At 35.9% G+C, this 21205-nt stretch carries 20 protein-coding genes; 11 read left to right on the top strand and 9 right to left on the bottom strand.

All coding sequences use genetic code 11. The features are described 5' to 3' along the window. Positions 1-9: 9 nt before the first annotated feature. From ACQKIH_RS10090 to ACQKIH_RS10070, 5 genes are all read right to left on the bottom strand, one after another. Positions 10-1356 carry a sodium-dependent transporter gene (locus tag ACQKIH_RS10090; protein ID WP_057982381.1) on the bottom strand — a complete coding sequence of 449 codons (1347 nt, stop codon included), beginning with the start codon at positions 1354-1356 and terminating at the stop codon, positions 10-12. An 18-nt stretch (positions 1357-1374) separates the two neighbouring features. After that, complete coding sequence (kynA, locus tag ACQKIH_RS10085) at positions 1375-2232, bottom strand: tryptophan 2,3-dioxygenase (protein ID WP_057982383.1); 858 nt, start codon at positions 2230-2232, stop codon at positions 1375-1377. Between the two features lie 11 nt (positions 2233-2243). Continuing rightward, complete coding sequence (gene kynU, locus ACQKIH_RS10080) at positions 2244-3503, bottom strand: kynureninase (protein ID WP_427765614.1); 1260 nt, start codon at positions 3501-3503, stop codon at positions 2244-2246. A gap of 288 nt (positions 3504-3791) precedes the next feature. Further along, a complete protein-coding gene (gene nhaC, locus ACQKIH_RS10075; RefSeq protein WP_057982387.1) occupies positions 3792-5168 on the bottom strand; it encodes a Na+/H+ antiporter NhaC in 1377 nt (458 codons plus the stop codon). A 190-nt stretch (positions 5169-5358) separates the two neighbouring features. Next, positions 5359-6045: a phosphoribosylaminoimidazolesuccinocarboxamide synthase gene (locus ACQKIH_RS10070; RefSeq protein ID WP_427765611.1), complete on the bottom strand. Its 687-nt coding sequence runs from the start codon at positions 6043-6045 to the stop codon at positions 5359-5361. Positions 6046-6223: 178 nt separating this feature from the next. Between ACQKIH_RS10070 and ACQKIH_RS10065 the strand changes: the two genes are divergently transcribed. Then, positions 6224-6646: a universal stress protein gene (locus ACQKIH_RS10065; RefSeq protein WP_057982391.1), complete on the top strand. Its 423-nt coding sequence runs from the start codon at positions 6224-6226 to the stop codon at positions 6644-6646. Between the two features lie 140 nt (positions 6647-6786). On the opposite strand, the gene gdhA is transcribed toward ACQKIH_RS10065, so the two are convergent. Then, a complete protein-coding gene (gene gdhA / locus ACQKIH_RS10060) occupies positions 6787-8151 on the bottom strand; it encodes an NADP-specific glutamate dehydrogenase (RefSeq protein WP_427765608.1) in 1365 nt (454 codons plus the stop codon). A 176-nt stretch (positions 8152-8327) separates the two neighbouring features. Between gdhA and ACQKIH_RS10055 the strand changes: the two genes are divergently transcribed. Genes ACQKIH_RS10055 through ACQKIH_RS10045 form a run of 3 tightly spaced genes read left to right on the top strand, consistent with a single transcriptional unit; the run spans position 8328 to position 10479 of the window. Next, on the top strand, positions 8328-8783 hold the full coding sequence (locus tag ACQKIH_RS10055) for a YaiI/YqxD family protein (protein ID WP_427765689.1): 456 nt from the start codon (positions 8328-8330) through the stop codon (positions 8781-8783). A gap of 1 nt (position 8784) precedes the next feature. After that, positions 8785-10113: a D-serine ammonia-lyase gene (gene dsdA / locus ACQKIH_RS10050; protein ID WP_427765605.1), complete on the top strand. Its 1329-nt coding sequence runs from the start codon at positions 8785-8787 to the stop codon at positions 10111-10113. Positions 10114-10128: 15 nt separating this feature from the next. Beyond that, positions 10129-10479, top strand: a complete 351-nt coding sequence (locus ACQKIH_RS10045; RefSeq protein WP_057982400.1) for a DUF4181 domain-containing protein — start codon at positions 10129-10131, stop codon at positions 10477-10479. A 96-nt stretch (positions 10480-10575) separates the two neighbouring features. Here ACQKIH_RS10045 and ACQKIH_RS10040 read toward each other — a convergent pair whose 3' ends face one another. Then, complete coding sequence (locus tag ACQKIH_RS10040; protein ID WP_057982402.1) at positions 10576-11397, bottom strand: squalene/phytoene synthase family protein; 822 nt, start codon at positions 11395-11397, stop codon at positions 10576-10578. A 290-nt stretch (positions 11398-11687) separates the two neighbouring features. Here ACQKIH_RS10040 and ACQKIH_RS10035 point away from each other — a divergent pair, with 290 nt between their 5' ends. Further along, positions 11688-12749, top strand: coding sequence for a 3'-5' exonuclease (locus ACQKIH_RS10035; protein ID WP_427765602.1), 1062 nt, complete (start codon positions 11688-11690; stop codon positions 12747-12749). 84 nt (positions 12750-12833) lie between these two features. Beyond that, on the top strand, positions 12834-13670 hold the full coding sequence (gene coaW, locus ACQKIH_RS10030) for a type II pantothenate kinase (protein WP_057982408.1): 837 nt from the start codon (positions 12834-12836) through the stop codon (positions 13668-13670). A gap of 63 nt (positions 13671-13733) precedes the next feature. Here coaW and ACQKIH_RS10025 read toward each other — a convergent pair whose 3' ends face one another. Next, the gene (locus ACQKIH_RS10025) at positions 13734-14309 is read right to left on the bottom strand and encodes a 50S ribosomal protein L25 (protein WP_427765599.1); all 576 of its coding nucleotides are present in this window, start codon (positions 14307-14309) and stop codon (positions 13734-13736) included. A gap of 387 nt (positions 14310-14696) precedes the next feature. Next, positions 14697-15092, bottom strand: a complete 396-nt coding sequence (locus ACQKIH_RS10020; RefSeq protein ID WP_057982412.1) for a ribonuclease HI family protein — start codon at positions 15090-15092, stop codon at positions 14697-14699. 115 nt (positions 15093-15207) lie between these two features. Here ACQKIH_RS10020 and ACQKIH_RS10015 point away from each other — a divergent pair, with 115 nt between their 5' ends. From ACQKIH_RS10015 to ACQKIH_RS09995, 5 genes are all read left to right on the top strand, one after another. Then, positions 15208-15402: a zinc-finger domain-containing protein gene (locus tag ACQKIH_RS10015; RefSeq protein WP_057982905.1), complete on the top strand. Its 195-nt coding sequence runs from the start codon at positions 15208-15210 to the stop codon at positions 15400-15402. A gap of 223 nt (positions 15403-15625) precedes the next feature. Then, positions 15626-17932 (top strand): glycoside hydrolase, encoded by a 2307-nt coding sequence (locus tag ACQKIH_RS10010; protein ID WP_427765595.1) that lies wholly within the window; start codon positions 15626-15628, stop codon positions 17930-17932. 154 nt (positions 17933-18086) lie between these two features. Further along, the gene (locus ACQKIH_RS10005; RefSeq protein WP_427765592.1) at positions 18087-18734 is read left to right on the top strand and encodes a response regulator transcription factor; all 648 of its coding nucleotides are present in this window, start codon (positions 18087-18089) and stop codon (positions 18732-18734) included. Continuing rightward, positions 18727-20112, top strand: a complete 1386-nt coding sequence (locus ACQKIH_RS10000) for an ATP-binding protein (RefSeq protein ID WP_427765590.1) — start codon at positions 18727-18729, stop codon at positions 20110-20112. Before ACQKIH_RS10005 ends, ACQKIH_RS10000 begins: the two co-directional genes overlap by 8 nt. A 161-nt stretch (positions 20113-20273) precedes the next feature. Then, positions 20274-21089 carry a metallophosphoesterase gene (locus ACQKIH_RS09995; protein ID WP_427765587.1) on the top strand — a complete coding sequence of 272 codons (816 nt, stop codon included), beginning with the start codon at positions 20274-20276 and terminating at the stop codon, positions 21087-21089. Positions 21090-21205: the final 116 nt, after the last annotated feature.

The raw sequence follows: 21205 nt of genomic DNA, 5'->3' as shown, positions 1-21205 counted from the left end.
AGTACACCTCTAATATTGAATGACTAAATATACAAGAACAGCAAAAATAACTGCGGGCACGACAAATGTCATTAAGAAACGATACGTTTTATAAAATCCTTCGCCCATTTTGCTGCCTTGAAGTAGTTCGTTTTTTACGATGTTTTTATCCATTACATGCATAATAAAGTATGCAATGAGCAAGTTTCCTATTGGCAAAATGACATTGGACACTAAGAAATCTGTTGCATCGAAAATGCTTCTGCCAAAAATCGAAACGTCGCTTAATGTGCTGTACGTTAAAGTAGATGGAATCGAAGCAATAAATACAATAATCCCAATGATGATCGTTAATTTCGCACGCGTCATCTTGAATTTTTCGACCGTCGCTGCAACAATAATTTCATACATACTAAATGAGGAAGTCAATGTTGCAAATAAGAATAAAATTAAAAACAGTGCTAAAAATAGCTCACCGAATGGCATTTGCGAAAACGCTGCGGGTAATACCATAAATAGTAATGGTGGTCCTTCAGCTACTTCCATATCAAATGCGAATACGACTGGGAAAATAGCTAAACCAGCTAAAAATGAAACGAAAATGCTTAAGCCCACGACCGATCCAGCAGCGTTAGGTAAGCTTACATCTTTCTTTAAATAAGAACTATACGTCACTAAACAAGAAAATCCGACTGCTAATGCAAAGAAGGATTGCCCTAATGCATATAAAATGGATGTCCCTGTAATATTTGTGAAATCAGGGTATAAGAAAAATTTGACACCTTCCATAGCCCCATCTAGCGTTAATGCACGAACGACTAAAATGAAGAACATGATGAATAATAAAGGCATCATAAATTTATTTGCTTTTTCAATGCCGTTTTGAACGCCTAGTGCAATGACGACAACGTTTGCGATTGTAAATAACGCTAAACCAAGTAAAGCAATCCAGGGTGTTCCTGTTACTTGCCCAAAAAATGCACCTGTGTCTAATGATGGCTCAATGACATTTCCTACAACTGAAACCCCACTATAAATAAAAATCCATCCACCAACAACACTGTAAAAAGAAAGTAGCAAGAAACAGCCAAGTATCCCTAATTTCCCAATCCATGCCCATGCAGGTGTGTTTGGTGCTAAAAATCTGTACGCTGAAACGGCTTCTTTTTGTGAGCTACGACCGATAATATACTCGGATAATAGCATCGGAAGTCCAATGAGAAGGGTTAACACGACGAAAATTAAGAAGAATGCACCACCACCGCTTTGACCCGCTACATAAGGCATTTTCCAAATGGCGCCTAAGCCTATTGCCGCACCAGTAGATGCTAAAATAAAGCCAACCTTACTTGACCATTGACCTTTGTTTTCTTTCACTCAATTTCCCCCAATTTTTTATAACGTTGTTCGTAAATCCCATAATTCTGGGAAGAAACGGTGGTCTAACACTTGGCGTAAGTAATTGACACCGGAAGAACCACCCGTCCCAATTTTAAAGCCAATAATTCGTTCAACTGTTTTCATATGTTTGAAACGCCATGTTTGTAAAGAATCTTCAATATCGACCAATTTTTCAGCGAGTTGATACAAATCCCAATATTTATCCACATTTTTATAAACGGTACTCCAAGCCGCAGCAACTGATTCATCGCCATCATAAACGACACTAAAATCCCGATTTAACAGTGCTTCATTAATTGGTAAACCAGCGCGTGCTAATGCTTGAATTGAAACATCATAAATGCTCGGTGCTTTTGAAGCTTTTTGTAACATCTCTGAAATCTCTTGATCTTTTTCATAGATTTTTAAAATATAAGGTGTTTTATACCCTAAAGCAAATTCTATTTGTCGATATTGATAGCTTTGGAAGCCAGAAGCTTTGCCAAGTTCATCACGGAATTGTAAATACTCAGCGGGTGTCATTGTCGCAAGCACGTCCCACGCTTGAATAATTTGAATTTGAATTTTTGAAACGCGTGCTAGCATTTTAAAAGAAGGCTGCAATTCATTGCGTTGGATTGCTTCGATGGCCGCCTGTAGCTCATGGATAATTAATTTCATCCATAATTCACTTACTTGGTGAATTATAATGAATAACATTTCATCGTGGTGATTGGACAAACGATTTTGATTGGATAAAATATGTTCTAAACTTAAATATTCCCCGTACGTCATATCATTTTTAAAATCCGTATGAATCCCTTTTTCTTGTTTCATTTTTTCCCCGAGTTCAGAAATGGAGCGTTTCGACATATCAATTCCTCCTAAGCGATTATTTCACGTTCGTTATGAAACTTTTTGTATGTTTCATTTGCCATAATATCTTTCAAAATTTGAACGACTTTCCACACTTCTTCAAATGAATTGTATAAGGCAACTGGTGCAAGTCGGATTCCATTTGGTGCTCTAAAATCAGGAATGACACCCGCTTCTTTTAGTGCTTTGCAAATACGTGCCGCTTCTTCGTGCACTAAAAATACATGACCGCCACGTGTTTCATCGGTAGGGTTTCCTAAATGAAAGACATCAGGGAGTTCCTGTTGTAAGCAACTCATTAAAAAACCTGTTAATTGCAATGATTTTTCACGAATCGCCTCAATGCCAACTTCCTCAAAAATGGTAAGGGAACCTTCTATAGGCGCGATACTTAAAATATGTGGTGTCCCAATTTGATATGCACCTGCTGCACTTGCAGGAGAAAATTGTACCGCCAAATCAAATTGTTTCTTTTTATCCGAACCGAACCAACCAGCTAGCCCTGGCATTGTCCCGAAATGTTTTTCATGAACGAACAAACCTGCAACAGAACCTGGACCACCGTTTAAATGTTTATAGTTGCACCAAAACGCAAAATCTACGCCCATATCATGTAATTGATGGGGAATCGAGCCGATTGAGTGACATAAATCAAAGCCGATAACAATGCCGCGCGCATGTGCTGCTTTCGTAATCGCTGCGATATCCAACACTTGACCACTGCGGTATAAAACAGCTGGCAATACAGCAACGGCAATATCATCAGTCATCGCATCAATAATTGCTTCTGTCGTAATCGTCTGTCCGTCTTCACTTTTTACAAATGTTAAATGGTCAGCCGGTAAATTATTTAGTTGAATATGACTCGCCATAGCATAAAGATCGGAAGGGAAATTTAATTCATCAGCTAAAATTTTATTGCGCTCAGCAGTAGGGTGGAAAAATGTTGCGAGTAGCTGATGTAAGTTAGTCGTTGTTGAACCAGTTAAAATAACTTCCTCTTTTTTTGCTCCGACTAATGGTGCGCATTTCGCTCCTAAGTTTTCGGATAAAAAATACCAAGGATGTTCGCCGTTCGTCCAACCGTCAATACCGTATTGTTTCCATGAATTTAATAGCGTTAATACACTATTTTCCGCACGTTTTGATAACAAACCTAAAGAGTTCCCGTCAAAGTAATATTGATTTTCATTTTTATAAAATTCTTGTGCGTATTGTTTTAATGGATCTTGACTATCTAGCAATCTCGACTTATCTAAACTTTCCATAAAATCACCCTTTTATCCATTTTTTTACTTCAATTTCATCTTAAATTGCTAGAAAGTGAATGTCAAATAAAAGTCCATGAAAAATTATTATCCTATAAGTATTTTACTAGTATACTTTACTTATTGATAGCTTTAAATCACTAAAGTGAGTAGATTACTTGTAATTAAGTAGCTATTTGAAAATAATAATAGCTGTGTGAATGCTAAGTCACATTTCACAAAAAACCGCTATCTAATTAGTAATAACTAAGAAAGATAGCGGTTTTTGATTACGTATTTGCCTGAGATTTAATTTTGCTTAGTAATCGTAATATTCAACCAGCCAAATAAAATTGTAATGACCGGGCTCAGCAAGCAGAAAAATGCGAACGGTATATAGCTAATGACGCTTACATCTAATGCAGTTGAAATGAATATACCACAAACACCCCAAGGAACGAGAGGGTTAATGACCGTACCCGCATCTTCAATAACGCGTGCTAAATTTTTCGGATGCATATTTAAACTTTTAAATTTTTCTTTGTATGTTTCACCTGTTAATAAAATCGATAAATACTGTTCACCAATTAAAAAGTTGATCGCAACCGCAGTAAATGCCGCCCCTGTAATGGCTTTCCCTACACTTGTAAGTAATTTTTGAATCGAGGATAACAACGCTTGAATAATGCCTAATGAAAATAACAGACCGCCCATTGAAAGGGAAAGTACGATTAATATAATTGTAAACAGCATACTATTCATACCGCCGCGCGTTAATAACGAATCAATTGCTTCTAAACCAGTGTTGGCAACATAGCCGCCATATAAGATTCCGACAAGTTCTTTTAACGGAATGGCACTATGCGCATAAGAAAGGGCAACACCGCTAATCGTACTAATCGTTAATGTGATTAAACTTGGAATTTTAAAAATCGTACAAATAACTAAAACAAAGAGCGGAATTAATGCATACCAATGCACAAGATTTGTACTGAGTAATACCGATTTATACTGTGTAATTAACTGCTCATCAATGCTCGTGCCTTTTGGTGATAAAATCGCATAGCCTATAACAGATAAGATAAAGGCAGGAATTGTTGTGTACATCATGTTTCGTATATGTGTAAACATGTCAATACCTACAACAGTTGCCGCTAAATTCGTTGTATCCGAAAGAGGGGACATCTTATCGCCAAAAAATGCACCAGAAACGATAGCTCCAGCAGTAATAACTAGGGAAGCATCCATTGCAGTAGCAACACCTAGCATCGCTACACCAACTGTACCGACCGTTGTGAGGGAACTTCCGATTGCCGTTCCAATTATGCCGGTAATAATGAATACACTCGCATAAAAGAAGCTCGCTGCAATAATGGAAAAACCGATATATAGCAATGTAGGAATCGTTCCTCCGATAATCCAGCTACTTATTAATAGCCCGATTAACAGGAAAATGTAAATCGCGCCGATCCCTGTTTTTGCAGAGTTCACCATGCTTTCCTCTAATTGACGGAAGGGAACTTTTTTGAGTAACCCATAAGTCATTAAAACAATAATCGAAAGAACGATTGGAATATGTGGAACACTTTTAAGCTCAATAATTGAATAAGAAATAATTCCAATAATGAAAAGTGTTAATAAACTGGCTTCGAGAATACTTGGTTTTACTTGTCGTTGTTCAATCATAATAAAAAACTCCTTTTCGCTTTTGCACTTCGATGCGTTGAAGTACGAAAGTAATCCTATCATGAATTTTGTAAAAAGGGAAGGGCTTATGTTAAAAACACATGATTCAGGGAAGGAAATAGTATGAAATAAGGATTTGACAGCACAAAAAAAGCCCTCTATGAAGGATGCTCATAGAAGGCTACTATTATTAGTCAGCTAACATAATTTTTTCTAACTGTAAAGGCTCGATATATGTATCACCTTTGTATGCACGCATATTACCACCAGAAATTTCATCAATTAAAATGATTTCATTTGTTTTTGCATCGCGGCCAAATTCAAGTTTAATATCATATAATGTTAAACCTTTTTTCTCAAGCTCAGCTGCAACGAACTTAGAAATTTCAATTGTACGCTCTTTTAAAATGGCATACTCTTCATGTGTTAGTAAGTTTAACATTGCAAGTGCATCTTCAGAAATTGGAGGATCTAGTCGCTCATCATCTTTAATCGTTACTTCAACGAATGCGTCTAATTCTTGACCTTCGCTTACGTAAGCACCATAACGGCGTAAAAATGAACCAACTGCTTTGAAACGGCAAATTACTTCAAGACCTTTTCCGAATACAGTTGCAGGCTTTACTGTCATTGTCGCATCGTCAAAGTTTGCATCTACATAATGAGTAGGGACGTTCAATTCATTCAATTTTGAGTAAAAGAATGACGTTAAGCGTAAACCAGCAAGGCCAGCTCCATCAATTGTTAATCCAACTGTATTGGCACCTGGATCAAATACCCCATTTTCACCTGTTACATCATCTTTAAATTTCAATAAAAAATGGCCATCTTCTAATTTAAATACATCTTTTGTTTTACCTGTATACACTAATTCCACATGAAAAACCTCCATTTCAATTACATTACCTATTATAACACGAATGTTAACTTGTGAAAAACAAAATATTGTTCGTATTTTAAAGAAAGACGTCCGACCTCTAAAGCTCTATAAAGAAAGAAACTTCTTACTTATCTAAATATTTGATATAATAACAATTAGAGAAGGAGTGGTTTTAATGGTTGAAAATTACAGAAATATTATTGTTGCAGTAGACTTTTCAGAAAAAGCAAAAATTGCATTTAATCGCGGTGTCCGTATCGCAAAATTAACAGGTGCGCAACTGCATTTAGTAAGCGTCATTGATACACATTCATTTGGATCGGTGGAAGCCTATGATTTGAAATACGCAAAAGAGTTAAAAGCAAAAGCAAAGGTCCAATTAGAGCAATATAAAAATGAAGCGACACAAGCAGGTGTTGAAAATGTACAACTTATCGTTGAAGAGGGCTCACCAAAAGTAATTTTAACAAGTTTAACTGAAGCTGATTTAATTATTGTTGGTGCAACTGGCCTCAACCGTGCAGAACGATTCTTACTGGGGTCGGTTTCTGAAAACGTCGTTCGCAGCTCGAAATGTGATGTTCTTGTTGTGAGATAATCAAAAAAATAATGGGGCTGCCTTATAAGTCCTATTTGAAGGAAAATCACATGAAATTGAAAAGGCAGAAACGTTGTTAAACCAATGTTTCTGCCTTTCACTTTGTATATATTTTTGGCTAAAATCCCTTTTTTGTAGTTTTAGTAGACGCCTTCTACAAGCATACCGTTTGCTACTTTAATGAAACCAGCAATATTTGAACCGATTACTAAATTGCCTTCGAAGCCATGTTGTTTAGCAGCTTCAGAGCTTTCTTTGTAAATCGCTTTCATAATCGAATGTAGCTTTTCGTCTACTTCTTGGAACGACCAGTACGTACGTCCAGAGTTTTGTGCCATTTCTAATGCAGATACGGCAACCCCTCCAGCATTGGCGGCTTTACCAGGACCAAAAAATACGCCAGCATTTAAAAACTCATTAATTGCGTCTAAGTTAGATGGCATATTCGCTCCCTCAGCAACAACATGTACGCCATTTGCGATTAATAGACGAGCTTGATCGCCATCGATTTCATTTTGAGTCGCGCATGGCAGGGCAATGTCACAAGGAATAGACCAAATATTTTCGCAACCTTCTGAGTATGTTGCATTTGGACGTTCATTGACATATGCTTTAATACGCTCACCGCGCACTTCTTTAATTTCTTTTACTAATTTTAAATCGATGCCTTCTGGATCATAAATATAGCCTGATGAGTCAGAACATGCAACAACGTGAGCGCCGAAGTGTTGTGCCTTTTCAATCGCATAAATTGCGACATTACCTGAACCGGATACAACGACCTTTTTATTTAAGAATGAATCCTTTTCTTCACGTAACATTTCTTCTACAAAGTAAATTAAACCATAGCCAGTTGCCTCTGTACGGGCTAATGAACCGCCGAAACCTGGTTTTTTGCCAGTTAATACCCCAGCTTCATATGCACCACGAATACGTTTATATTGTCCCCACATATAGCCAACTTCACGAGCTCCTACACCAATATCTCCAGCAGGGACATCGACATCTGGACCGATATAGCGGTATAATTCAGTCATGAATGCTTGGCAAAAACGCATAATTTCTGCATCAGATTTACCTTTTGGGTTAAAGTCTGAGCCACCTTTACCACCGCCGATTGCTTGACCTGTTAGTGCATTTTTGAAAATTTGTTCAAAAGCTAAAAATTTCATAATCGATTCATCGACAGTTGGATGGAAGCGAAGACCACCTTTATAAGGTCCAATCACATTGTTGTATTGGACACGGTAACCACGGTTTACTTGCACTTGATTTTGGTCATCCTGCCAAGCAACGCGGAATGAAATGATGCGATCTGGCTCAACAAGGCGATCTAAAATGTTGTGCTCCATGTACTTAGGATTTTTTTCGAATACAGGTACTAATGATAAAAAGATTTCTTCCGCAGCTTGTAAAAACTCCGGTTGGTGTGCGTTTTTCTTTTTTAATTTAGTGAATACATCATCGACATACTGCTGTGCGTTATTTTTAATTGCTGTTTCCATTTTGTAACCCCCATTATTTTGTTGTTAGTTATACATTAGTATGAATTATCTTGCAATTCAATATTTTTTTCTGTAACATCGGTGAGATAAAATGGAAAAAGCTTGTGAAAACGTTTACAATTCGATATATCAATATATTAAAATGAACAATTTTTTTGAAAGGGTGAATAGTTATTATACAATTATTAATTGATGCAGATGCCTGTCCGGTTGTTGATTTAGCGCTATTTGTTTCATCTCAATATGAGATAAAACCCATCTTGTTCTGCGATACATCACATCGAATAGAAAGAGATAATATAATAACAATTATTGTAGACAAAGGACCTGATTCGGTAGATTTTAAGCTACTTAGCGTGTTAAAGAAGGGCGACATTGTTATTACAGGTGATTATGGTTTAGCTGCGATGTGTTTGGCAAAAGGTGGAAAAGTACTCACTCATAACGGTAAAGAGCTGACGTCTGACAACATTGATCAACTGTTGGCATTTCGTTATGAAAGTGCGAAAATAAGACGTGCAGGTGGTCGTACAAAGGGACCTAAAAAACGTACAGAAGAAAATAATTTGGCTTTTGAGATGGAATTTCGACAAATTTGTGAACGTGCGGTTTTAGACAGGGAGGAACGATGAAATGAAACAGCAATCAATCGATGTAAATGCTTTGAAAGTACAATTTCCACTAATAGAAAGATTACAAAATGAACAATACGTATTTTGGGTAAATCCTAAAAAAACAACGGAAAAGCAAATATTCGAACAGGTTTCAATGGAAATGGTTCGGGATGCCGAAAAAAGATTACAACGTTTTTCTTCTTATATAATGGAAGTATTTCCGTTGACGAAATTTTCTAATGGTCTGATTGAATCCGATGTAATCGAAATTCCTTCAATGAAAAAATTAATTGAAGGTCGTCGTGGATTTGATATACCAGGTAAACTAATGCTGAAATGCGATCATTCCTTACCGATTGCGGGCTCAATTAAAGCGCGAGGTGGCATTTATGAAGTGTTAAGCCATGCCGAAAAACTGGCAATTCATGCAGGTCTGTTAACGGAGCAAGATGATTATGCCAAAATTAATAGCAAGGCGTTTAAAGATTTCTTTAGTAACTATAAAATTGCCGTGGGTTCGACGGGGAATTTAGGTTTGAGTATCGGCATCATAAGTGCACAGTTAGGCTTTCAAGTAACGGTGCATATGTCAGTGGAAGCGAAAGAATGGAAAAAAGAGTTATTACGCGAAAAAGGGGTAGAAGTTATTGAGTATGCCTCGGATTATAGTGTGGCAGTAACACAAGGCCGACTTTTAGCCGAGCAAGATGCTAACTGTCACTTTATTGATGACGAAAATTCATTGGACCTATTTTTAGGCTATGCGGTGGCAGCATTGCGGCTGGAAAATCAATTACGCGAGTTGAAAATAAAAGTCGATGAAGAGCATCCGTTATTTGTTTATTTGCCATGTGGTGTTGGTGGGGGTCCTGGCGGTGTCGCATATGGAATCAAACAAATTTACGGGGAGCATGTTCACATTTTCTTTGGGGAACCATTTGCTTCACCTTGTATGCTACTAGGCATGATGACGGGTTTGCATGATGAAATAAGCGTGCATGATATTGGTTTATCCAATCAAACAGAGGCGGACGGATTGGCTGTCGGTAGACCATCGAAATTTGCAGGTACAATAATGGAGTCAATCATTAGTGGCTGCTATACGGTGGATGATAGTTTCCTTTATAGAAGCTTAAAGGGTATGTATGAGCAGGAAAATATTTTTATGGAGCCTTCTGCACATGCAGGTGTTTATGGTCCAATCGAATTAATGATGCAAGGTGTCGATTATTTACAGCAAAATCAATTGCAAAATAAGATGGATCAAGCGACGCATCTTATTTGGTCAACAGGTGGAGATCTTGTACCTAGAGAGTTACGCCAGCAATATTTGCAATCGGATATTTAGAGGGGACGTTTTATTTTGTTAATTGCTATTTTAGTTATTGGATTTATCGCAGCGGGCTTAATCGATTTAAAGCTGCGAAAAAAGTTTAACATTACGAAAAATGAAAAGTTTTTAGACCAGTATGTTGGAACTTGGCATTTTGTTTTAGAGGCGTTTTTATGTGTGTTATTTATGACGTTTATTACGGCCAATCTGTTTGAGCAAAAAGTGATATACGTACTATTATTTGCATTTATTATGCTGTTGTTTTCAATCCGTGGTTTACTAGAGTTTTTAGTAAAAAGAACGAATCGACGCCATATTTTATCTTTTACATATGCCGTTTTATGTGGCGTGTTTAGCGGTGCGGTTGCATTGTTTTTATAACGCTAGGTTAGTGAGAATGTTTTATTGATAAATAGAGAGACACAACCAGGATGTGCACGGTTGTGTCTCTTTATTTTATATGCTTGCTAATGTAATTTAGTCTGCTTGAATTTCTTCTACGGTTGCTTCTACTTCGGCACGAGACATTTTTTCACGTCCATCTTTCATGGCTTTAAGCGATTTATGAGCTAGTGCAAGAGGGAGACGGCAGAATAAGATGATCGAACGCTTATTCAATACTTTCATATAAGCATCTGCTTTCGCTAAGTTTTCCTCCGCATAGTGGAATAAATCATCACGTGTCCAGTCGTCCGGTACGAAACTTACACCGCGCTCATCTAAATCTTCTTGTTGATTACGTAAAATATTGACTGCTTGAAGTCCACGTCCGTAACCAATTGCGAGTTCGCGGTCTGTTTTAATGCCAGCATTCCACTCCCATAGCTCGGATAACATGACACCGACTAAGCCTGCCACATAGTATGTATACTCATCTAAATCTTCGCGTGTATGGATTTGCCAGTTAGCTTTTGCCCATTTCGCCATTCCCATAGCCATTTCACTTGTCGCATCCATGACAATTTTTTGTGCGTCGGCTGGACAAATACGCAACCAATCACCTAAACGCAATGTTACTTCTGGCATCGGCTGATTGCTCAGTGCTAAAGCTTGTGTATAAGCCGCTTCATCAAAAGGTGCAACAGCTAGTAATTCACTCACTTTCATGAGGATATCATGCTTTGTATCATTTGAAATTTCTTCATGATCTTCAATTTCATCAATTGCACGCATCGCTAAGTAGGCCGCAGCGACAGTTAATTTTAGTTCTTTTTGTAAAAATGTTATGGGAATATAAAAAGTTCGGCTCGTATCCTTTAAGACACGCATCGCCTCTTTTTGTAGTAATTTGTCGGACATTGAAAAAATTCCTCCATTCTTAATTGCTTCCTATCTTATCGTATCGCAAAATGACAAAAAGTAAAATCAATTGTCCTTTGTTTTTTAAAAATACCCTTCAATTTCTTTTGTTTTGGCGCTACAAACTTTTGACCCCCTACGTATGAATTTTTATAGTTTACTAAGAAAGCTGCTCAATTCCTAACATTTCCGAGCCATAAGTCATTTTTTACGATACAATAGGGGTATGTTCAAATCTGTGGGAAATTTTGTATTGTAAAATAAGGAAAGAAAAGTAGTAGGTGAAAATTTTGGGACGAGTACAAACGTATATTACAGTAGATGTTGAAGCCGCTCTTATTCGGGGGAAGCAATACATCATTGAAATTGGCGCGGTTAAATGGTTGCCGGATGGTTCAACCGAAACATTTACACAGCTAATTCAACCTTATAAATTTAAAAAATTAAATGCACATATCCAGCAATTGACGGGTATAAAGACGGAGCAATTAGTAGATGCGCCTAGTTTTAAAGAGGCTTTCTATAAATTTAAGCGTTGGTGCAAAAATGACTATTTGCTGTTAACTTTTGGAGAATTTGATCGCAAAGTGTTAGAGGAAGAATTGATTCGAAATTATATGAATAGTGATTGTCTCTATCCAATGGTCGATTTCCAACAAAAATACATGATTGCGAATGCGCTCAAGGAACAACCAAGCTTAGGTGGCTTAATGGCACAGCTCGGTTTAAAGAATGACACGCAGCATAGGGCTTTAGCAGATGCATGGAGTTTACTGCGGATTTTCCAGCAAGTGAACGGTGAAATGCTCATACAGCAACAGCAAACAAACGACTTTATGTTATTGTTAACGAATTTCCGTATGTTAGAAGAAACGTATGAACTCGTCATTTCCACAACGGAATGTTCGATTGAGGACGGTCGTATTGAAATGCATCGAATGAAGACGTTTCGAGAAGAACTTCCGTTTAAAATTTCTGAGCAAACGAGGACAAATGCAGATGGGGAAACGGAAATGGTGGAAGTTATCAAGATTACACCAAGCGCCATTGCGAAAACGTTTTTACAGGACATTTCCGAATCTGTGCACGGGCGTATTTTAATTTCGCGTTCACCGCTGCGTTCCGTTTCAAAAATATTGAAACTTCATCAAGTGATATTTCCAAAAACAGAGGTTATGACGTTAGTAAACTTATTGAAAAACGAGGATTATGTCGCGAACTTCAATTTAATGGATGAAACAACACATGCCTATGAAGCAAGAATTGTGAGACTATTAAATAAGTTTGAGCAACCGATTATCGAAGAATTTCATAAGCGGGCTTTACTAGACAAAGTGATGGTGGAAGTTTAACTTGCTCTTTATTGCTTCTAATGATTGCGCTATTATATGAAGGCAAGGGAATACTAGTTTGAAAGTACAAAGGAGAACTTTTTTATGTCGACATGGATTGGGATCGATGCAGGGGGAACGTTGACAAAGCTTGCTTATTTAGATGAAAACAAGGAGCTTAAACTAACTGCTTTTCCATCAACTGATATGCATTTGGTGAAGGAATGGTTAGAACAACATCCCCATGTAGACGAGATTGGCTTAACGGGAGGGCGTACGGAGCAATTACGTGATGTCCTTAATCCGATGAAGTCGATTGAGTATATCGTAGAGTTTGAAGCAACTTTAAAAGGGGTACGTTATTTATTAGAACAAGAGGGGCAATCGATTCAGCAAAGTATCATTACCAATATTGGGACAGGGACTTCTGTGCATTATATGGATGGAAATTCGCATGTACGTGTTGGTGGTACGGGAATGGGTGGTGGTACGCTCATCGGTCTAGCAACCATTATGACGGGAATTTCTGATTTTGGTGAAATCAAAAACCGTGCGTTCGTTGGGAACCGATCAGGCATTGATTTACTCGTAAAAGATATTTATCAAGGGACGGATATGCCGATTTCTGGGGATTTGACAGCGAGTAATTTTGGGAAGGTCGGCATTACGGAAGAGCATAACTATGAGCCGAATGATATACTTGCAACGTTACAAGGGCTTGTTGGGGAAGTAATTACGACATTAAGTATTCAACTAGCTGAACATCATCAAGTAGAACATATTGTTTATATCGGATCTACTTTAACAGATAATGAGCAATTAAAAAAGGTAATCGAGCATTATACAGTTTTGAAAAAGCACAAGCCTATATTTTTACATGATTATGGCTATTGTGGCGCGGTCGGTGCACTGTTAAATGTGATGGAATATAGTAAAAGTTAAAATGGAAAAGCTGTCACCAAGTACATGATTTACATGCACTTGGTGACAGCTTATTTTTTATAATTATGTCGCAGCTACTACTTCTTCAGCTTCAACAGGAGCCATAATTGTCGCAAGTACAGCATCAAGTTCGCTAATGGTTTCGAATGGTAGCTTTTCAGTAAGATCTGCTAATGTAATCGTTTGTCCGATTTCAAGTGCCACGATAGCCACTTCAATCGAATCTGGAATTTCATTTGGTTTCACTTTAATGCGAACCGTTGTTGTTGGTTGCATTAAGATACCACCTACTTGTACGCCAGCTGCAGTACCAACTAATGTAACTGGTACATCAACTTCTAAAGGTGTGTCCATATTTATCGATTGGAAATCAACATGTGTAATAGTACCTCTTCTTGCAGAGCGCTGTACTTCACTAATAACAGCATTGTAAGATTGATTATTGACTTCCAAAGTAAATACGTTGTTTACGCCGTTTACATTAATAAACTTAAAAATTGTTTTTGCATCAATCGCAATCGGTGTAGTTTCGGTTTGATACCCGTATAACACTGCAGGCACATCCCCATTTTCTCGAACCTCAGTTAATAATGCGCGAGCTCCAAATTGTCTTTCTTTTGCTTCTAATTTCAAATTCATACTTCTTCAATTCCCTTCGTCCTATTTTTCGGCAGATCGCTTATGCCATCTAAATTTTTCTTTAACCTACAAATAAAAGAAAACAACCCTGAACTAACATTCAGAAAAAAGAAGTGATTGTTTTTGTTTTACGCAATGAAAAAGGCTATTACTCCTCTAGTATAGTAAAATATAATTATAAAACAATTAAAATGTCCGTTATTTTCGAATTAAGTAGTTAATCACTACTAATTTTATGGTGAATTTTATACTTAAGGACTAGGTAAATTATAATTGTGTGAAATAGCGTTTTTGATGATACTTTAGGTCTAATGGTTTGGTTGGGGGATTGAGAAAATAAAATAGCCCACTATCTGCTAGTGAAATCTAACAAATAGTGGACCGTTATCAATTTTTTTTCGCCTTCTGAATGGCTTCTCGTGCTAGTGCATCGGCTGCTTTATTTTCTTTATCTGGAATCCATTTAATGAAAAATAAATCAAATTGTTCAATGAGTTGCAGCGCTTTTTCTAAGTAGGGTTTAAATTCTTCATTTTTTACATAAGCTTTATCAACCGAACTGACGACAATTTTTGAATCAGAACGCATTGAAACGAAGGTAGTACCCGTTTTTTTTGCTTCTTCTAAACCACGGACGAGGGCAATAAACTCTGCTTGATGATTATTTGTTATGCCGATTGGTTCACTAATTTTCTCAAGAATTCCTTCGCCTTTTAAAAAAATCCCAATCCCACTTGGACCTGGATTTCCTGCGCTTGCGCCGTCAATATATACTTCTAACATCCCATTGCTCCTTTACACCATTGATTATATTCAGTATAGCAGAGTAAGAATAGTTGAAGAAAAGAAAAATTTCATTGTACAATGGGGAAACGTATGAAAAAGGAGGCCGCAAATGATAAAAAAAGTCGATATAATGAAGGATATGGATGAATTAACCGATACGTATTGTATGGAATGTTTTGTCATTCGTGATCTAAGAAAAACAAGAGGAAAGCAAGGCGCCCACCGTTTTTGTATCGAATCTTGTACGGTAGGAGAGCAACTGCAATTTTTAGGGAATGAAATGATGAAAGTTTATGAAAAAAAATAATAGCTGAACTTAATGAAACGAGACACATTCACGCGCGGCGAATGTGTCCGTTTTTTTGCCCTTTAATCTGGTTGAATGTAATACGATTTCTCCGTTTGTAATTTACTTTTCGACACACCTTATATTCAACAATTAAAAGGCTGCTTAAATAATATAAGTAACATCTTTTTTTGTGACATTCGTGTAACAAACCGATGCTACTCTATGTTTGGAGGTGTATTACATGAAAAAAATAGTATCACTCATGTTAATTACTGCAATATTAACAAGCATTCTAACGGGATGTACGGAAGAAAAAATTAGTATAGGAAGAGAAGTTAAGTCACAAATAAATAATTTAGACTTTAACTTTAGTGTGGAGCCAGAGACACTAAAGTTTGAGGTGGAGTCCAATGGAGTTACTGAGAAGGTATCGGAACCATTGGAGAAAATGAAAGTTTCAAATTTAAAAGACAATGGAGACAACATTAGCTGGACTTATTTAGAACAGGAAATTGATGTTGATATCGTAAAAAAAGAAAATTATGTAGACGTAAGCATAAAATCCAGCAGAGATGAAGAAAACATGTTTGCATGGCCAAAAGTAAAAGGTGATGGATATATGCTCCCATTAAATCAAGGGAAGTATATTCCAAGCAATGATTCTACTTGGAAAGATTACTTAAGTGATGAAAAAATGAAGGTAATTGAGGCTTTATCTATGCAGTTTTTTGCCGTTGATAAAAGGGAATATTCGCTAGTATATATAATTAAAAATCCTTATAATAGTGAACTTGTTTATAATACAGAAAATGAAATTGAATTTACTTTTAATCATGAGTTTCCAGCGATTAATGAAGAAAAGGAATATGGTTTTAGGATTTATTTAACGGAAAAAAATCCAGTAGATGTTGCCAAGACCTATAAAAATTATTTGATTGAACAAGGGGCCTTCAAAAGCTTAGCTGAAAAGGCTAAAGAAAATAGTAATATTGAGAAGCTTTATGGTGCACCTCATGCTTATTTTTGGGATAGAACTGTTATATCAGAAGAAAATATAAAATGGGCAAAACTGAGAGACAGTATTCCCGAAAAGCTGAGATTATGGATTCAGGGGTTATTAACTACTAATGTTGAGGATGGATCAGAGCTTTCATTAGCCTTTGAAGATTTAGATAGCTTAGATTATGTAGACAAATACACTAAAAATAGAATAATAAAAGGCTTAAGTGCAGTATTGCAACTAAAGGAATTCTATAATCCAGAAGTATTTACCGAAACAGATAAAGAATCTATAAGGCTGTTAAACAAGGGAATAGAAAATTTAAACCCCGTTGAATTAATTGACCTAAATAAAAGATTATTCAAAAGCGAACTTGGCAATGTAGTTGATCCAATAGAGAAGTGGGCAGATGCCAATACCGTAGATGTGATAAAGGACATGAAAGATTCGGGGTTAGAAAATATGTGGATTGGCTTGGATGATTGGCAGGAAGGGTTCATTAAACCAGAGTTAGTAAAAGAAGCAAATGACATCGGCTATCTATTTGGCACTTATGACTCGTATCATTCAATCCATAAACCAGGTAAAGAGAAGTGGGAGACTGCTAAGTTTAATGATACTTCACTTTATGAGAATGCAACTGTAACGAATAAAGATGGAAATAAGATTGAAGGATTCCAAGGTGAAGGTAGAAAGTTGAATCCGACACTTGCAATGCCAAGTGTAGAAGAAAGAGTGACTTCAATTTTAAATACGGGCGTAGCATTTAATTCATGGTTTTTAGACACAGATGGCACTGGGGAAATCTTTGATGACTATTCGCCAGAACATATTACTACTGAAAAGCAGGATATCCAGGCTAGAATTAAGAGAATGGAGTATCTGCAAAAAGAATGGAATATGGTAGTTGGAACTGAGGGCGGAAATGATTTTGCTAACAAAACGATTGCCTTTGCACATGGCATAGAAACACCATCATTTTCTTGGATGGATAAGGATATGGGAAAAAACAAAGAAAGTGAGTATTATGTTGGAAGATACTATTCGAGTAATGGTGGGGTTCCCGAACTGTTTTCTAAACAAATACCTATCAAGGATAAATACAAGAAGTTATTCTTGGATTCAAACTACACGATCCCATTATATAAGTTGGTTTACAATGATTCAGTGATCACAACTCATTGGTGGGGATGGGGCACATTAAAATTTAAAGATGAAATTTCAAATAGGATGTTGTATGAGATACTTTATAATGTACCCCCTCTATATCATATAGATAAACACGAGTGGGAAAAACATAAAGAAACCATAGTAAGGCATTCAAAGGTATGGTCAAATTTTAGCAAAAAAGCAATAACACAAGAAATGACAAATTTTAAAATTATGTCAGATGATAGACTTGTTCAGATGACTGAATATGGTGAAGCATTAAGTGTAGTAGCAAATTTTTCAAAAGATGAATTTAACTATCAAGGCAAGATAATACCAGGGGAATCAGCATTAATTATTGATGGAAATGATAATACAATCTATTCACCGGAAAAGTAAGCGTGAAATTCGCTATATTTTAATTGCTAAAATGCTTTAGAAAAGAAAAAATTAATATGCTGGAGTTAGCGTTTAAATGATAGGAAAAAGGTGAAGTCTTCTTGTAAAGATTTCACCTTTTTCTCTCAATTTCAGGATAAGGAGCTTTAATAAATTGAACATACTAATCGCTGATGATGAAAAACATATGACGACGATATTAAAAACCTATTTTGAAAAAGAAGGGTTTAATGTAAATGTTGCTTTAGACGGGGAAGAGGCACTTGAAATCTTTTATTCGAAAAAAATAGATCTTGCCGTTTTGGACTGGATGATGCCCAAGCTAAGTGGTATTGACGTATGCCGCGAAATAAAAAAGGTAAGCCTTGCAAAAGTGGTTATGTTAACAGCAAAGACGTCTAATGATGATGAGTTTATTGCATTAGATATTGGGGCAGATGAATATATTCGTAAGCCGTTTGATCCGCGGATTTTAATTTTAAGAGTGAAAAAAATGCTAGGAACAGAAAAGTTAGTTGAAATAAGAAATTTAAAAATCAATTTGCAAAGTAAAAAAGTATATATAGATGGCGCAGAGTCAGTACTTTCAAAAAAAGAATATGATTTATTGAAGTTTTTATATGAAAACAAAGGGCAAGTTTTATCTAGAGAGGCTTTGTTATCGATGATTTGGGGCTTGGATTACCTTGGTGAGGAAAGAACAGTCGATACACATATTAATAGGCTGCGTGACAAGATTGGGGCTGACCATATCATCACCCACAGAGGAATGGGGTATAGCTTTAATGATAAAGATGAATAAAATTAGCAAAAAATTATTAATGATGGTGAGTATAATTATGCTCATCGTTTTTGGCGTTTCATTTTTATTTAATAATTTCTTTTCCTCCGATTATTATCTTTATAAAATGAAAAATAAAGTAAATACGATTTATGAAGAAATTGATAATTTAACGATTGAACAATTAAGAAAAGTAGAACAGGAAATCGAAAATGAGAACAATGTGACAATTGTTATGACTGAGAATAGCGGTAATATTAATACGATTAATGAAAAAATTCAATTTGAGCTATCTAAAGATAAAATTGTTTTAAATAAATTTTGGATTACAGAGGAGTCACTAGAAAAGGTAAACGAAGGAATAACAGTAAGGCGCATATTCAATCAAGGGAAACTAAAGACAAGCTTGCTAACCGTGCTTTATGAGCGAGATAATCATTTAGTGTTATTAGGTACGGTGGTCGTTCATAACACAGATGTAATAGAAATAGTAAACCAATTATATTTATTTTCTATTTTACTGGGAATTATCATCAGTTTATTATTAGTCGCTTATTTTTCTAGGAAAATGATTACGCCTTTAGAGAAACTAAAAAATGTGGCGAAAGATATCTCGCATTTAAATTTCAAACGGGTGGAAATAACATCAGGCGATGAGATTGAAGAGTTATCACATAGTATCAATGAGATGAGCGACCGTTTGAAAAGCGCTCATTTAGAATTAGAAAAGAAAAATCAAAGCTTAAATACATTAATTTCTAGTATTTCGCATGAAGTAAAAACACCGTTGTCATTAATACAAGCGTATACAATCGGTATAAAAGATGACCTTGATGATGGATCCTATACAGATATCATTTTAGAACAAGTGCATTACACATCAGAAATGGTTGATTATTTAATTAAATTATCTAAAGTACATGAACTCGAAGTGAAAAAAGAAGCATTTGAATTAAAAGAGTTGCTTCAAAAAATTATTGTGCAATATAATATTTCGTTGAAAAATAAAAATGTGCAAGTTGTTCAAAATTTAGGTACAGTGCAAAATTCAATAATCAACGAGGATCATAATCAAATTGAAATCATACTAAATAATTTAATAAGCAATGCGATTAAATACGGGGAAGAGCATTATTTTGAAATAAAGTTAAGATGTGAAAATAACAACAAAATCAAGTTTTCGATACGAAATAAAACTACACGTTTGCAACAACAGCATCTCCCTTTTATTTGGGATGCGTTCTTTGTAGTGGAAGAATCGCGGAACAAAGAAATTTCGGGAACAGGGCTCGGTTTATCGATTGTTGCCAGCATTTTAGCTAAAAATGAATTACAGTATGAAGTGACGTTAGCGGACTCGTACATTAATTTTAGTATTTGGTTTGATTTAGTGGAGTGAAAATTCATATAAGAATAAGCATGAAAAGGATGCTTGTTCTTTTTAGTGTTAGGAAATAAGTTTTGCTTCCATAAACTGTACACATTACTGTGACAAAGTTCCTTTATAATAACGTGTATATAGTTGAAAGGGGCATTTGAATACGAGTGAAGATTTTTAAAATGCTAGTTAAAATAGTTTTATTATTGATAATATTAATTGGTCTACTAATAGGGTACGCGTTTAAAGTTGAACCAAAAATGACTGTAGTTCATTCTTATGATTTGAATGAAGACAAAGGAGAATCGGTCAAAGTAGTCCAACTATCAGATATTCAAGTAAGTGAAACGTATACGATAGAACAACTAAATAATTTAGTAGAAAAGGTGAATAAGTTATCGCCTGATATGATTGTTTTTACAGGGGATCTATTTGAAAACTTCTCTATGTTTCAACCTTTGCAGGAAGTAACGAATAGTTTATCAAATTTAGAAGCAACGATTGGGAAATATGCAATATGGGGAAACCGTGATTATGGTGGTGGCGCTGCTAGAGTTTATGAACCCCTATTAAGGGATTCAGGCTTTACATTATTAAAAAATAGTGGTGTCAATGTACAGTTATCAAATGGCAAGAAGCTATTTATCGGAGGATTGGATGATGGATTACTTGGAAATCCGAATGTAGATCATATGTTAGCGTATATGGAGAACGATACTGATTATGAAATTGTAATCATGCATGAGCCTGATATGGCAGATTTTTTAAAAGATACTTCGATTGATTTGCTTTTAGCTGGACATAGTCATGGAGGACAAATTCAAATTCCATTTATTAAATCTATTTCTACCTCATTAGCTGAAAAATATAATAAAGGATTTTATGACATTAATAATAATGGGATGCAGCTTTACGTAAATACAGGAATTGGAACATCTAGAATAGCTGCTCGTTTCATGGTTCCACCTGAAATTTCTGTTTTTAATATTCATTTGTAAAAGATGTTATAAATAATTTTCTAAACAGCATTTACGCAAAGAACCTATTATTCCCAGGGAATCTGTCTGATATAAAGATTAAATAAAGATTTGGTAAAGGTAAAATCAAGTTTTAT

It is taken from the genome of Solibacillus cecembensis, assembly GCF_050272495.1.
In the GTDB taxonomy this organism is placed as follows: domain Bacteria; phylum Bacillota; class Bacilli; order Bacillales_A; family Planococcaceae; genus Solibacillus; species Solibacillus cecembensis.
This window is presented reverse-complemented; position numbering and strand designations above follow the sequence as displayed.